This window comes from Acidovorax soli (assembly GCF_014207955.1).
Lineage (GTDB): Bacteria > Pseudomonadota > Gammaproteobacteria > Burkholderiales > Burkholderiaceae_C > Acidovorax > Acidovorax soli_A.
In genome coordinates, this window is sequence record NZ_JACHLK010000020.1 from 1 (window position 1) to 13344 (window position 13344).

The 13344-nt window shown below is 69.1% G+C and carries 14 protein-coding genes and 3 tRNA genes; 11 read left to right on the plus strand and 6 right to left on the minus strand.

Annotation, left to right across the window (positions count from 1 at the left end; all coding sequences use genetic code 11):
• The 4 genes from HNP48_RS30800 to HNP48_RS30815 form a co-directional block, all read right to left on the minus strand.
• A partial coding sequence (locus tag HNP48_RS30800) for a GTP-binding protein (protein ID WP_005434227.1) occupies positions 1-92 on the minus strand: 92 nt, incomplete at its 3' end.
• An 80-nt stretch (positions 93-172) separates the two neighbouring features.
• Positions 173-247, minus strand: a tRNA-Thr gene (locus HNP48_RS30805).
• 63 nt (positions 248-310) lie between these two features.
• Positions 311-384, minus strand: a tRNA-Gly gene (locus HNP48_RS30810).
• Positions 385-457: 73 nt separating this feature from the next.
• Positions 458-543: transfer RNA gene (locus HNP48_RS30815), tRNA-Tyr, on the minus strand.
• Between the two features lie 500 nt (positions 544-1043).
• Between HNP48_RS30815 and HNP48_RS30820 the strand changes: the two genes are divergently transcribed.
• The 4 genes from HNP48_RS30820 (at position 1044) to HNP48_RS30835 (ending at position 4623) form a co-directional block, all read left to right on the plus strand.
• Positions 1044-1670 carry a nuclear transport factor 2 family protein gene (locus HNP48_RS30820; RefSeq protein WP_184864604.1) on the plus strand — a complete coding sequence of 209 codons (627 nt, stop codon included), beginning with the start codon at positions 1044-1046 and terminating at the stop codon, positions 1668-1670.
• Between the two features lie 5 nt (positions 1671-1675).
• Positions 1676-2674 (plus strand): tripartite tricarboxylate transporter substrate binding protein, encoded by a 999-nt coding sequence (locus HNP48_RS30825; protein WP_184864606.1) that lies wholly within the window; start codon positions 1676-1678, stop codon positions 2672-2674.
• Positions 2675-2744: 70 nt separating this feature from the next.
• A complete protein-coding gene (locus HNP48_RS30830) occupies positions 2745-4079 on the plus strand; it encodes an amidohydrolase family protein (RefSeq protein ID WP_184864615.1) in 1335 nt (444 codons plus the stop codon).
• Positions 4080-4128: 49 nt separating this feature from the next.
• Positions 4129-4623 (plus strand): RidA family protein, encoded by a 495-nt coding sequence (locus tag HNP48_RS30835; RefSeq protein ID WP_184864617.1) that lies wholly within the window; start codon positions 4129-4131, stop codon positions 4621-4623.
• Between the two features lie 29 nt (positions 4624-4652).
• On the opposite strand, the gene HNP48_RS30840 is transcribed toward HNP48_RS30835, so the two are convergent.
• Entirely contained in the window at positions 4653-5555 is a 903-nt protein-coding gene (locus HNP48_RS30840) for a LysR family transcriptional regulator (RefSeq protein ID WP_184864619.1), read from the minus strand.
• Between the two features lie 77 nt (positions 5556-5632).
• On the opposite strand from HNP48_RS30840, the gene HNP48_RS30845 reads away from it, so the two are divergent.
• Genes HNP48_RS30845 through HNP48_RS30875 form a run of 7 tightly spaced genes read left to right on the plus strand, consistent with a single transcriptional unit; the run spans position 5633 to position 11789 of the window.
• Positions 5633-6676, plus strand: coding sequence for a porin (locus HNP48_RS30845; RefSeq protein ID WP_184864621.1), 1044 nt, complete (start codon positions 5633-5635; stop codon positions 6674-6676).
• 21 nt (positions 6677-6697) lie between these two features.
• Positions 6698-7783, plus strand: a complete 1086-nt coding sequence (locus HNP48_RS30850; RefSeq protein ID WP_184864623.1) for an amidohydrolase family protein — start codon at positions 6698-6700, stop codon at positions 7781-7783.
• A complete protein-coding gene (locus HNP48_RS30855; RefSeq protein ID WP_184864625.1) occupies positions 7780-8694 on the plus strand; it encodes a dioxygenase in 915 nt (304 codons plus the stop codon). Before HNP48_RS30850 ends, HNP48_RS30855 begins: the two co-directional genes overlap by 4 nt.
• 11 nt (positions 8695-8705) lie before the next feature.
• A complete protein-coding gene (locus HNP48_RS30860) occupies positions 8706-9485 on the plus strand; it encodes an SDR family NAD(P)-dependent oxidoreductase (RefSeq protein ID WP_184864627.1) in 780 nt (259 codons plus the stop codon).
• Between the two features lie 8 nt (positions 9486-9493).
• Complete coding sequence (locus HNP48_RS30865) at positions 9494-10387, plus strand: 3-keto-5-aminohexanoate cleavage protein (RefSeq protein WP_184864629.1); 894 nt, start codon at positions 9494-9496, stop codon at positions 10385-10387.
• Positions 10388-10425: 38 nt separating this feature from the next.
• Positions 10426-11421: a zinc-binding alcohol dehydrogenase family protein gene (locus HNP48_RS30870; RefSeq protein ID WP_184864631.1), complete on the plus strand. Its 996-nt coding sequence runs from the start codon at positions 10426-10428 to the stop codon at positions 11419-11421.
• A gap of 14 nt (positions 11422-11435) precedes the next feature.
• Positions 11436-11789, plus strand: a complete 354-nt coding sequence (locus HNP48_RS30875) for a cupin domain-containing protein (RefSeq protein WP_184864633.1) — start codon at positions 11436-11438, stop codon at positions 11787-11789.
• Between the two features lie 49 nt (positions 11790-11838).
• Here HNP48_RS30875 and HNP48_RS30880 read toward each other — a convergent pair whose 3' ends face one another.
• A complete protein-coding gene (locus tag HNP48_RS30880) occupies positions 11839-13278 on the minus strand; it encodes an aldehyde dehydrogenase family protein (RefSeq protein WP_184864635.1) in 1440 nt (479 codons plus the stop codon).
• Positions 13279-13344 lie beyond the last annotated feature (66 nt).

Below are 13344 nucleotides of genomic sequence, written 5' to 3' on the forward strand. Positions count from 1 at the left end.
GCCGCCGTCAGCGTCGTCTTGCCGTGGTCCACGTGGCCGATCGTACCCACGTTCACGTGGGGCTTGGTACGTTCGAACTTACCTTTTGCCATTTTTCCGACTCCGAAAAAAATCTACAAACTACACAACGAAATTTCGGCGCACCCGAACGGATTTCGGGTGCGCCTGAAGGTGGTGCCCATGGCGGGAATCGGACCCGCGACCTCTCCCTTACCAAGGGAGTGCTCTACCACTGAGCCACATGGGCAATTGAAACCGCTTGCGCGACCTCAAAAAAACTTCTCTCTCAACCTGCCAGCAAACCGAACCATGGAGCGGGAGACGGGAATCGAACCCGCGTCATTAGCTTGGAAGGCTAGGGTTCTACCATTGAACTACTCCCGCACTGCCAACTCAACTGGCCCTGCGACCCCAGCCCTGCACGAGCCCGCCGCAACCTGCTTTCATCTTTTTTCACTGGTGGAGGGGACTGGATTCGAACCAGTGTAGGCGTAAGCCAACAGATTTACAGTCTGCCCCCTTTAGCCACTCGGGCACCCCTCCGGAGAGCCTCGAATTATAGCACTGAATTTTTACGATCCGCCGAAGCACACATCAAAAAAATTCCAGCACCACTCTTCGCCCCAGGCTTTGCGCGACACCGCTTGCGACAGCACCAGCGTTTTTGCCTGAGACCGCGATTCTATGCCAGCCGAAGGTGTCCTGGCACGACTGTCGGGCTCTTGGTGGGGAAATAAACGACATTGCCCGCCCGTCCCGGTGCCTGGCACGCCAAAGCCCAAGGCATCTGGCCCGCCTTTCCGGGTTCCGGGCCATGCCCATGGAATGCATGCTGCTACTGAACCGCGGCCTCCAGTGCCCGCCCCTTCTTCGACGGTCCGCCACCGCACGGCACAGGCTCCGCTTATCTATTTCAAAAGCTCATGAATCCATTGAATTTAATCGTTGGAAAGATGGCGGTGAACGCATTGAAATACGGTCCATGCCGGGTGCCATCCACCTGGACCAGGCTTGCACGACCACCCCCTATGGAGAGACCGCCCATGGACAGACCACGCCCACCTTCACGCCGCATGCTGCTGGCATCCCTGGCCACCGTGCTGGCCCTGAGCCTGGCAGTGCCGCTGCAGGCCCAGGCCCAGAGCGCCGCCGCCGCCGAGATCGACAAGCTGCTGGCCAAGCAGGCCATCACGGAGCTGATCTACAAGTACCCGCGCGCCCTGGACCGGGGTGACCGCGAGATGCTGATGTCGCTGGCCCACCCGGGCGCCAAGATGCGCTTCGGCACCCGCGACTTTCCCCACTGGGAGGCCTATGTGGACTGGCTCATCAAGGCCCACGATGAGATGGCGGGCAACAACCACCGCATCTCCAACATCCTGATCGAAGTCAACGGCGACCGTGCCGTGAGCGAATGCACGGGCACCGCCACCCTGCTGGTCCCCAAGGAGGGCAACCCCAATCTCTATGAAGAGCGCTGGATGCACTCGCGCTACCTGGACACCTGGTCGCGCCGCAACGGCAAATGGGCGCTGGACGGGCGCCACACGGTGAGCGACTACCGCCGCGTGCTGGATGTGCCTGCCGATCTGGTCAAGTCGCGCTACCAGGTCATCGGCCACACCGGTCGCAGCGACCCCTCCTACCGCCATTTCGAGAGCATCAAGTGAAGACGATGAGCCCCGCGCTGAAGAACCCCACCCGCCGACGCTTGCTGAGCGCACTGGGCCTGGGCATGGCCAGCCCCATGGCCTGGGCCCAAAGCCCAGTCTGGCCACCGCGCACCGTCAAGATCGTGGTGCCCTATGCACCGGGCGGGGGTGTGGACCTGGTGGCCCGCATGCTGGCAGAGCGCCTGCACCGGCAGTGGGGCCAGCCGGTGGTGGTGGACAACAAGCCCGGCGCCTCCACGCTGATCGGTGCGACGGCCGTCGCCAAGGCGGCGCCCGACGGCCTGGCGCTGCTCTTGACCAGCGAAGCCACCATCACCAGCAATCCCTTCCTGTTCGACAAACTGCCCTACGACCCGGTGCGCGAGCTGGCGCCCATCAGCCAGCTCGTGAGCCTGCCGCAAATGGTCATCGCCCACCCCTCGGTCCCGGCGAACACCATGGCCGAACTGATGGCATTGCTCAAATCGCGCAGCCATGCGCTGAGCTATGCCTCCTATGGCTCCGGCAGCCTGCCGCACCTGCTTTTCGAATCGCTGCGCGCCAAGCATGGCGGCAACCTCGTGCATGTGCCCTACCGGGGGATATCGCCCGCCGTGTCTGCGGTGCACGCGGGCGAAACCCAGCTCACGCTGGCCGGCGTATCGGGGGCCCTGGCACTGCTGCGCGCCGGCAAGCTCAAGGCCCTGGCCGTGGGTCGGCCGACCCGGCTGACCGAGATGCCCGATGTGCCCACCCTGCGGGAGCTGGGACTGGCCGACATCGACCCGGGGGAATCCTGGTTCGGCCTGTTCACCACCGGGGGCACGCCGGCCCCGGTCGTGCAGAAGATCCACCACGATGTCGCGGCCATCGGCAACGATCCGGCGTTCCGTGAGGCCGCGCTGCTCTCGCGTGGCTTTGAACCGGTGTTCTCGGCCCCTGCGGGGTTTGCCCGCTTCATCGAGGCCGACATGCGCCAGAAGGCGCAGCTGATACGCATCTCGGGCGCCAAGGCCGAGTAGCGCCCACCGCCCCCTCCCCCCTTTTTCCTTCAGCGACTGATGCACCCGTGCGTGGTGCAGGAGATTCTTCGTGCCTTCGAAACCTTCGCCCGACCGTTCCGGCCTCGACCAGGAGCTTGTCATCCGTGGCGGCCACCTGCTCACCATGGACCCCGCCCTGGGCGATTTGCCCTGCGCCGACGTGCATGTCCGTGGCGGTGCCATCGTGGCGGTCGGCCCCCAACTGCCCGCGCAGGGCGTGCCCGAGCTGGACGCGCGGGACATGGTCGTGCTCCCCGGCTTCGTGGACACCCATTGGCACCTGTGGAACAGCGCCCTGCGCGCCCTGGTGCGCGGCGACGACCCCGTGCACGGCTACTTTCCCGTCACCCTGGGGGCCGGGCCGTTGTTCACCCCCGAAGACAGTTACCGCTCCGTGCGCCTGGGGCTGGCCGAGGGCCTGCTCTCCGGCATCACCACGGTCCACAACTGGGCCCACAACACCCGCTCGCCCGAACACGCCGACGCGGAATTGAGCGCCATGGCCGACATGGGCGTGCGCGGCCGTTTTGCCTATGGCTGGGGGCAAGAGCAGCCGCTCGCCCAGCCCATGGACCTCTCTGGCCTGGAAGGCCTGCAGCAACGGGACCTGCCTTCGCACCTGCTCACGCTTGGCGCGGCAGTACGCACACCGGTGTCCAACCCGCGCGGCGCAGTGCCCATCGGCGTGGTCAGCGAAGAGTGTGCCCGCATCCGCGCCCTGGGTCTGCCGCTGACCATGCACGCCCGCCCCGGCGTGGTGTCGGTGCTCGCGGAGCACGGCCTGCTCGGCCCCGACCTGCAGCTGGTCCATCCCCAGGGCATGTCGCCGCAGGACTGCGCCCTGCTCGCGGCGGCGGGTACCACCATGACCTGCTCGCCCACCATCGAGATGCTCTACGCCCAGGCCACCCGCGGCGTGATCCAGTTCCACGAAATGGAAGAAGCCGGCGTGCACCAGAGCCTGTCGGTGGACAGCTCCGGCGCCTCCGCCAACGCGGACTTCTTCGCCTGCATGCGGGCGCTCCTGTGGTCGCACAAGCAGCGCTTCGGCAGCCGTGTGCCCCTCACTGCCCAGCGCCTGCTGCGCCTGGCCACGCTGGACGGTGCGCGCGACCTCGGACTCGACCACCTGGTCGGATCCCTCACGCCTGGCAAGCGCGCCGACATCCAGATCGTGCGTGCCACCGACCCCAACCTGGCCCCGGTGTTCGACCCCGCACACGCGCTCGTGTATTCGGCGCAGCCTGGCAACGTGGACACGGTGCTGGTCGACGGCCGGGTGCTGCTGCGCCGCAGCCAGCCCACCCGCTGGGACAGCGCCGACATCGTGCGCGAGGCCACCGAGTCCATGCGCGCGCTGGCACGCCGCCACCCCCTGCCCTGACACCGACTTTTTCACCCCCGGGGGCCCGCCCCCACCCAAGGAGAGCACGATGCAACACCGATCCCCCCGCGCACTGGCCGCCATGGCCCTGGCCAGCCTGCTCCTGTCGCCCGCGATGGCGGCCGACCACCTGGAGCATGGCGAAAGGACCCAGGGCCGGTCCTACTCGCCCGCCGTGGTCACCGAAGGCGGGCGCGTCATCTGGCTGGCGGGCGAGACCACCACCACCGACCTGAACGGCAAGGACATCAAGGGCGACTTCGAAGCCCAGGCGCGCACCGTCTTTGCGCTGCTGGAGCAGACCCTGAAGCGCGCCGGTGGAGGGCTGCAGGACATCGTGAGCATGACGGTCTACCTGACCGATGCACGCAACGGGGCGACCTTCTCCAAGGTGCGCACCGAGATGTTCCCTGACCGGAAATTCCCTGCCAGCGCCCAGATCACGGTGTCTAACCTCGCGGTGCCAGGCATGCAGATCGAGATCCAGGCCGTGGCAGTCATCGGCGACCAGTGCGGCAAGGCCAAGCCATGCATCGCGCGTTGACACCCCGGCCCGGCAGAGGCTGCCAGCGCTCAGGCCTGCAACTGCTTACAGCAGTCTTCCAGGCAGCTGCGAAAGGCACTGGCGCTGGGCGACAGCGAGCGCGAGGCGCGCCAGACCAGCTCGACATTGCGGTGGATCACCGGCTCGTTCAGTTCGCGAAAGCGCGCCCGGTTCGAGCGCACCAGGGCCCCCACGTAGGCAGGTACCACGGTGGCCCCCAGGCCGGCCTCCACCATGCCCACCGCCGTGCCCAGGTGGCCGACCTCGAAGCGCAACGCCGTGGTCTCGCCCCCGTGGGGCACCAGCGGATCGACCAGGGCGCGAAAACCCCCGGCCGGCCCCAGGCCGATCATGGGTTGGCCCTCCAGATCGGCCCAGACCATGCGCCGGCGGCGCTGTGCGAGCGGCCAGGCCGCCGGCAGCAGCACACCCAGGCTATGGCGCAGCAGGATCGCGCGCTCCATCGCGACATCCATCTGCGGAAACACGCCGAAGCCGATGTCGGCGTCGCCGCTGTCCACCGCCCGCACGAGCTGCTCGGTGGACAGGTCGGCAATGCGCACCGACACGGCGGGGTGCGAAACCTGGAACTGCGCAATCACCCCGGGCAGGAAATGGGCCGCCAGGAAGGGCGTGGTCGCCACCGTCACGCGGCCCCGGCGCTTGTGCAGCAGGTCCTGGGTGTTCGCCACCGCGTGCTCCACGTCCGCCAGGATGCGCTCGGCGCTCTCGAACAGCTCGCGGCCCGCGTCGGTCAGCGCGATCTGGCGCGTCGTGCGGTCCACCAGCGGCAGGCCCAGTTGCGACTCCAGTTCGCGCACCAGCAGGCTGGTGGCCGACTGCGTCAGGTGCAGCTTGCGCGCCCCGGCCGTGAAGCCCTCGCTTTTGATCACTTCCACAAAGGCACGCAGCTGCCGCAAGGTGATGTTCATCTGAATTTCATATCAATGCCAGGCATTCATTCTATTTACCCCTCGGCACCCACCACCCCCTCCACGGAAGCGCTCCCATGAAAAAAACCTGCTTCGCCCTGTCCTTCCTGGGCCTTGCCATCGGCAGCAGCGGCGGTGTCGCCGCGCAAACCCAGGTCACGCTGTTCGGCGTGGTCGACCTGGGCGTCGCCCATGTCTCGCACGGCCATTCCCGCCTGACCGCGCTGAGCTACAGCGGCAACAGCCATGCCCGCCTGGGCTTTCGCGGCACCGAAGACCTGGGCGGCGGCCTGTCGGCCGGCTTCTGGCTGGAAAGCGCGCTGGCCCCGGACACCGGAGGGACCGGACTGAATTTCCAGCGCCGCTCCACCGTCAGCCTGAGCGGCAACTTCGGCGAACTGCGCCTGGGCCGCGACATGGCGGCGACCAACCTCAACCCCTCCTGGTTCGACCCGTTCGGGGGCACCGGCATCGGCCAGCCCACGGTCTACAGCATGCTGGGCGCACCGATCCGCGTGAGCAACGCGCTGGCCTACTTGCTGCCCAGGCAGCTGGGCGGCTGGTACGGCCAGGTGCAGTACGCCTTTGGCGAAGAGCCGTCCAACAGTGCCAACCGCAGCAACAACAACTACGAAGGCGCACGCCTGGGCTTCGCCGACGAGGCCCTGAACGTCGCGGCGGCCGTGGGCCGGCGCCACAGCGGCACGGCCACTGCGGCGGCCCAGATCAAGGCCGCCAACGTGGCGGCGTCCTACCGCATCGGCCCCGCCACGCCCATGGCTTTCTGGGCGCGCGAAGAAGACAGCCGCGGGGCGCGCATCGATGCCTGGCTGATCGGCGCGTCGCTGCGCCATGGGGTCGGGGAATGGCGCGCCGCCTACAGCCACTACGACCGCCAGAACAGTGGCGACGACTGGAGCAAGCTGGCCCTGGGCTACGTGCACCACCTGTCCAAGCGGACGGCGCTCTACGGAACCTACGCGCACATCCGCAACCGCGGGGCCTCGGCCCAACTGGTCAGCGGCACGGGCGTGGCCGACTGGCCCAACACCCCGCCATTGCCGGCCCAGGCCGGTGCCCGCTCGCAGGGCGTCGAGTTCGGCATTCGCCACAACTTCTGAAACCGCACAGGAGGTTTGCACATGGACCATTCGTCCCCTTCCCCAGCCGGTAGCCCGTCCCGCGCGCCCTCGCGCCGCGGCTTTCTCGGCATGTTCGGCTCGCTCGGCACCCTGGGTGCCATCGGCGCAAGCACCTTCGTGCCGGAGGGCCGTCCGCTCGCCCAGACCCTGGCCGCCAAGGCCTCGCGCATCGACTTCCACCACCATTTCTTCTCGCCCGCATGGGTGCGGCTGGTGGAGCGCCAGCACCAGAAGCAGCCCGTGCTCGGCTTCGAGCAGTTCAAGACCTGGACGGTGGAGAAAGACCTGGAAGCCATGGACCGCGGCAGCGTGGAGAAGGCCTTTCTCTCGATCACGCAGCCCGGCGTCTGGTTCGGCGACGTAGCCGAAACGCGCGCGGCCGCCCGCGAGCTCAACGAGTACGCCGCGCGCATGAAGGCCGACCACCCCGGCCGCTACGGCCACTTCGCCGTGCTGCCCCTGCCCGATGTGGAGGGCAGCCTGCGCGAAATCGCCCATGCCTTCGACGTGCTCCAGGCCGATGGCGTGGGCCTGCTCTCCAGCTACGATGACAAGTGGCTGGGCGATCCCTCCTTCGCGCCGGTGTGGGCCGAGCTCAACCGCCGCAAGGCGGTGGTCTACATCCATGCCACCGCGCCCAACTGCTGCGCCTGGAACTTCCAGCCAGGCATCCTGCCCACCTTCGTGGAGCTGGGCTCGGACCTGGCACGAGCCATGGTGAGCCTGATCCACGGCGGCACGGCCAAGGCCACGCCCGATGTGCGCTACATCTGGTCGCACGGCGGCGGCAGCATCTGGGCGCAGCGCTTCCTGGTCGGCGAGACGGCCGAATCGCTGGCGCGCGTGGCCCCCCCCGATTCGCGCCTGCACCACCTGCGCCGCTTCTACTACGACACGGCCGCGGCAGCGGATGCGGTGCACATGGGCATCCTGAAGATGGTCGTGCCGACTTCGCAGATCGTCTTCGGCTCCGACTTCCCGTGGGTCGAGCCAGCCCGCATCGTCGAAGGGCTGGAGAAGGCCGGCCTGAGCGCCAGCGAGCTGCAGGCCATCTACCGCGACAACGCCAAGGCGGTGCTGCGATGACAGCGGGCGCTTCCACCGTGGAGCTGCTGGAGGCCCCACGCGGCCTCTCGGCCACCGACCCGGCGCAACTGCTGGCTGCCGTGCTGCGCGCCAATGCCGGCACGCGGGATGCGCGGCTGAAAAAGATCCTGGAAGCCCTCATCCGCCACGCCCATGCCTTTGCGCTGGAGGTGGACTTGACCTCTGCCGAGCTGGACCTGGGCATGGACTTTCTGGTCCGCGTGGGCCAGGCCAGCGGACCGCACAAGAACGAGGGCATCCTGCTGGCCGACATCCTGGGCCTGGCCACGCTGGCCCAGCTGCGCGGGGCGCGCGAGGCCCTGGCCCGGGGCGGCACCGAGCCGGCACTGGTCGGCCCGTTCTGGCGCGCCCGGCAGCCGGTGCGCGCCAGCGGCGAGAGCATTGCCACGGCCGACACCCCCGGCGCTCCGCTGCACGTGCGCGGCCGCGTGTGCTCGCTCGACGGCGCCCCCTTGGCCAACGCACGGGTGGAGACCTGGCAGGCCTCGCCCCAGGGCCTGTACGAGAACCAGGACCCCGAACAGGAGGAGATGAACCTGCGCGGCGTGTTCCTGACCGACGCCCAGGGCCGTTTCGACTTCCACAGCGTTCGCCCCGCGGGCTACCCCGTGCCGGTGGACGGCCCCTGCGGCGAACTGCTGGCCGCGCAGGGACGGGCCATCATGCGCCCGGCCCACCTGCATTTCATCGTGGTGGCCGACGGCCACAAGGTGCTGGCCACGCAGTACTTCGACATCGACGACCCGAACGCCCACGCGGACGTGGTGTTCGGCGCCGTGGGCTCGCTGCTGCGCCGCTTCGAACCCGATGGCCAGGGCGGCTTCTCCCTGGACATCGAGCTGCGGCTCGAACCCGGGGCCACGCAGTTGCCCCATTGCCCCCTCCCTTGACCTGAACCTCCATGCAAGACAACGACAACCGAAGTTTCGCGCCGCGCGAGCGGCTCGACGGCGACATCGCCGTCATCACCGGTGGCACCGGCGCCATCGGGCTGGCCACGGCCCGGCGCATGGCCGCACTCGGCGCCCGGGTGGTGCTGCTGCAGCGCAGCGCCCCCGAGGCAGCCGCGCCCGCGCTGGCGCAATTGCCCGGCAGCGGGCACCGCGCCCTGCAGGCCAGCGTGACCGACAGCGCCGCCCTGCGCGCCGCCGCGCAGGCGGTGGAACGGGAAATGGGCGCGGCCACGGTGCTGGTGAACAGCGCCGGCTTCACCCGCCCGGTGCCCGCGGCCGACCTGGAGGGCCTGGACGACGCGCTGATCGACGACATCTTCGCCACCAACTGGCGTGGCAGCTTCGCGGCCATCCGCGCCTTCGCGCCGCAGATGAAGGCAGCGGGCGACACGGTCGTGGTCAACGTCTCGTCCATCGCGGCCTTCACGGGCCTGGGCAGCAACCTGGCCTATGCCGCCGCCAAGGCCGGCACCGATGCGCTCACGCGCGCCCTGGCCAAGACCCTGGCGCCCCAGGTGCGCTGCCTGGCGGTGTCGCCCGGTGTCGTCGACACCGCCTTCGTGCCCGGGCGCGACGCGGCCTTCAACGAGCGCGTGGGCCCCACCATCCCCTTGCAGCGTGTGGGTGCGGCCGACGACGTGGCGGCCGCCATCGTTGCCTGCTGCACCGCGCTGCGCTATGCCACGGGCAGCGTGATCGTTGCCGACGGAGGCCGCCACCTCGGCTGAGCATCTTCATGGAAGCCACCACCATCCTCACCTGCGCCGTCACCGGCAACCTCACGCGGCCCGAGCAGACGCCGCACCTGCCGATCACGCCCGAACAGATCAGCGACGCCTGCCTGGAGGCCGCACACGCCGGCGCGGCCGCCGTGCACATCCACGTGCGCGATCCGCACACCGGGGCGCCGTCCATGGACGTCGAGCTCTACGCCCGCGTGGTCGAGGCGCTGCGCCGCGAGCGGCCCGAGCTCATCATCAACCTCACCACCGGGCCGGGCGGGCGCTTCGTGCCCAGCGCGGACGAGCCGCGCCTGGCCGCCCCGGGCACCTCGCTGCTGCGGCCCGAACTGCGCGTGGAGCACATCGCGGCCCTGCAGCCCGACATCTGTTCGCTGGACCTCAACACCATGAATTCGGGCGAGCAGGTGGTGATGAACACCCCCGCCAACGTGCGCCGCATGGCCGCCGTGATCCGCGCGAATGGCGTGGTGCCCGAACTCGAATGCTTCGACACCGGCGACCTGGTGCTCGCGCAGGCCCTGATGGCCGACGGCACCCTCGCCGGCCCGGGCCTGTACACCTTTGTCATGGGGGTGCGCTACGCGCTGCCGTTCACGCCTGCGGCCCTGATGCTGGCGCGCTCGCTGATCGCGCCGCAGGCCTCCTGGTCGGCGTTTGCCGTGGGGCGCCATGCCTTTCCCGCCGTGGCCCAGGCCCACCTGCTGGGCGGCAACGTGCGCATCGGCCTCGAAGACACCATCTACCTCGACAAGGGCGTGCTCGCGCGCAGCAACGCCGAGCTGGTGCACAAGGCGCGCCGCATTGTCGAGGACCTCGGCGGGCGCCTGGCCACCAGTGCCGAGGCCCGCACCACCTGGGGCCTGCGTGCCAGCAACGCCCTGCACTGAACCGACTTCACTCTCCATCCCATCCAAGGACTCTCACCATGACCATTGCCACCCCATCGCGCGCATTGCGCGTCCTCCAGAAGGCCGAAGCGCCCGACACGCTCGACCTGCAGCTGCAGCCCCAAAGCCCGCCCGCAGCGCCCCCGGGCCACGCGGTCGTCGAAGTGCTGGCCGCGGCCGTCAACCCCAGCGATGTCAAGGCAGCACTGGGCATGATGCCCCATGCCGTCTGGCCACGCACACCGGGCCGCGACTTTGCCGGCCGCGTGGTGGCCGGCCCCAAGGAGTGGCTGGGCGCCGAGGTCTGGGGCACGGGCGGCGACCTCGGCGTCACCCGCGACGGCAGCCACGCACGCTACCTGGTGCTGCCCGAAGCCGCCCTGGCGCGCAAGCCCGCTGCCGTGCCCGTGGCCGCAGCGGGCACCGTGGGCGTGCCCTTCATCACCGCATGGGAGGGCCTGCGCCGGGCCGGGCTGCGCGGGCCGGGCCAGACCGTGGTCGTCTTCGGCGCCAACGGCAAGGTGGGCCAGGCCGCCATCCAGTTGGCCACGCGCGCCGGCGCGGCGGTCTTCGGCGTGGAGCGCGGTGCCAGCCGCTACCAGGGCCACGCCAGCCAGCCGGTCCGTGTGCTGGATGGGACCGCCCCGGACCTGGGCGATGCCCTGCTCGAGGCCACGGGTGGGCGCGGGGCCGACATCGCCTACAACACGGTGGGCTCGCCCTACTTCGCACCCGCCCTGCACAGCCTGGCCGTGGGCGGCACGCAGGTCCTCATCTCCACCATCGAGCGCTCCGTGCCGTTCGACATCCTGATGTTCTACCGCCGCAACCTGCAGCTGCTGGGGGTGGACAGCCTCAAGCTCAGCGTGGTGGACTGCGCCGCCATCCTGAACCTGCTGGCGCCGGGATTCGGCGATGGGTCGCTGCGCGCCTTCCCCGTCGATCCGGCCGGCCTGGTGCCGCTCGAAGAAGCCGCCGACGCCTACCGGCGCGTGATCGCGGGGTCCTCTTCGCGCGTCGTGCTGGCGCCCTGAGAACGGAGCACCCCATGCACCTGGTACGGCATGCCGACGCGCCCGGCTACGACGCGCCCGGCCACGATGGCTTCACGATGGCGCGCCTGCAAGGCCGCGAGGCCGGCCCCGCAGAGACGTCCTGGATAGGGCTGTCGCTGGTGGCCCCGGGGGGCAGCACCACGCTGTCCGCTTCCGCGCTGGAAAAGTTCTATGTGGTGCTGGACGGCGAGCTGGAGATCACCAGCCAGCAGCCCGATGGCCCGCCGCAGCGTGAGGTGCTGCGCGCGCTTGACAGCTGCCGCATCGCGCCGGGCGAGGCGCGGCAACTGGCCAACCGCAGCGCGCACCCGGTGCGGGTGCTGCTGGTGATGGCGGAGCCCCGGTGAGACGGGCGACCACGCCACCGGGGGACCGAGCCAAGGGGCGTGCGACGCATCAGGCTTGGGTGTACGCCGTCTTCACGCTCGTGTAGAACTCGGCCGCATACCGGCCCTGCTCACGCGCTCCATAGCTGGAGCCCTTGCGCCCACCGAAAGGCACGTGGTAGTCCACTCCGGCGGTGGGCAGATTGACCATGGCCATGCCAGCCTGGACATGCCGTTTGAAATGTGCCGCGTGTTTGAGCGAGGTCGTCGCAATGCCGGCGGCCAGACCGAAGGGCGTATCGTTGGCCAAGGCCAGCGCCTCCCCGTAGTCGCGTGCCCGGAGCACGCTGACCACGGGCCCGAAGACTTCCTCCTGGTTGATGCGCATCCCGGGCGTGGTGTCGACAATCAGCGCAGGGTTCATGTAGAAGCCGGGGTTCCCCGCCAAGCCCCGGGCCAGCGCCTCGCCCCCATAGGCCAACCGTGCCCCCTCCGCGCGGGCAATGGCGACATATTCCAGATCCTGGTCGAGCTGCCTCTGGTCGACCACGGGCCCTATATCAGCCCCCGCAGCGCGCGCATCGTCCACCCTCAGGGATTTCAGGCGCTCGACCATCGCGGCAACGAACCGATCATGGATACCTTCGGTGACGATGAGGCGTGACGACGCCGTGCAGCGCTGACCGGTGGAGAAGTAACCGCTGTTGACTGCGCAGTTCACGGCGACGTCCAGGTCCGCGTCGTCCAGAACGACCATCGGGTTCTTGCCCCCCATCTCCAGCTGGAACTTGGCCATGCGCGCTACGCAGGCCGCCGCCACCTTGCGGCCCGTCGCGGCGGAGCCGGTGAAGGAGACCGCGCCAACGCGCCCATCTTCCAGCAGCGTGGCACCCACGTCAGCACCCCGGCCCATCACCAGATTGAATACGCCAGCCGGCAGGCCCGCACGCGACAGGATCTCGGCCAGCGCCCAAGCCGACCCCGGCACCAGTTCCGCGGGCTTGAACACCACGCAGTTGCCATAGGCCAGCGCGGGCGCGATCTTCCACGCCGGAATGGCCATCGGAAAATTCCAGGGCGTGATGATGCCCACCACGCCCAGGGGCTCGCGCGTGATTTCCACACCAACGCCAGGCCGCACCGAAGGCAAGGCTTCCCCGCCGGGCCGCAAGGCCTCGCCCGCGAAGAACTTGAAGATATTGCCGGCACGCACCACCTCGCCGGTGGCCTCGGGCAGGGTCTTGCCTTCCTCGCGCGCCAGCAGGTCGCCCAGCTCACTGCGGCGCCCCAGGATCTCGCTGCCCACCGCATCCAGCAGGTCAAAGCGCTGCTGCGGTGTCGAAAGGCTCCACCCCGCAAAGGCGGCCTCGGCGGCCGCGATGGCCAGCCGGGTCTGTGCGGCGTCGGCCTGCGCGTACTCGCCGACCAGGTCGCGGGTGTCGGAGGGGTTGATGTTGCGGGAGACCTGCGCCCCCGCCAGCCAGGTGCCGTCGATGAAGTTCTTGTGCATTGTCTTGGTTCTCGGTAAGAGTCGATAGCCGGGCCTCGCTTGCCGCGGGCTGCAGCCTCCCTTGAG

What these genes read in the sequence shown, in the direction of transcription:
- HNP48_RS30820 (WP_184864604.1), top strand. Translation starts at nt 1,044, where the DNA reads ATGGACAGACCACGCCCACCTTCACGCCGCATGCTGCTGGCATCCCTG.
- HNP48_RS30825 (WP_184864606.1), top strand. Translation starts at nt 1,676, where the DNA reads ATGAGCCCCGCGCTGAAGAACCCCACCCGCCGACGCTTGCTGAGCGCA.
- HNP48_RS30835 (WP_184864617.1), top strand. Translation starts at nt 4,129, where the DNA reads ATGCAACACCGATCCCCCCGCGCACTGGCCGCCATGGCCCTGGCCAGC.
- HNP48_RS30840 (WP_184864619.1), bottom strand. Translation starts at nt 5,555, where the DNA reads ATGAACATCACCTTGCGGCAGCTGCGTGCCTTTGTGGAAGTGATCAAA.
- HNP48_RS30845 (WP_184864621.1), top strand. Translation starts at nt 5,633, where the DNA reads ATGAAAAAAACCTGCTTCGCCCTGTCCTTCCTGGGCCTTGCCATCGGC.
- HNP48_RS30850 (WP_184864623.1), top strand. Translation starts at nt 6,698, where the DNA reads ATGGACCATTCGTCCCCTTCCCCAGCCGGTAGCCCGTCCCGCGCGCCC.
- HNP48_RS30855 (WP_184864625.1), top strand. Translation starts at nt 7,780, where the DNA reads ATGACAGCGGGCGCTTCCACCGTGGAGCTGCTGGAGGCCCCACGCGGC.
- HNP48_RS30860 (WP_184864627.1), top strand. Translation starts at nt 8,706, where the DNA reads ATGCAAGACAACGACAACCGAAGTTTCGCGCCGCGCGAGCGGCTCGAC.
- HNP48_RS30865 (WP_184864629.1), top strand. Translation starts at nt 9,494, where the DNA reads ATGGAAGCCACCACCATCCTCACCTGCGCCGTCACCGGCAACCTCACG.
- HNP48_RS30870 (WP_184864631.1), top strand. Translation starts at nt 10,426, where the DNA reads ATGACCATTGCCACCCCATCGCGCGCATTGCGCGTCCTCCAGAAGGCC.
- HNP48_RS30875 (WP_184864633.1), top strand. Translation starts at nt 11,436, where the DNA reads ATGCACCTGGTACGGCATGCCGACGCGCCCGGCTACGACGCGCCCGGC.
- HNP48_RS30880 (WP_184864635.1), bottom strand. Translation starts at nt 13,278, where the DNA reads ATGCACAAGAACTTCATCGACGGCACCTGGCTGGCGGGGGCGCAGGTC.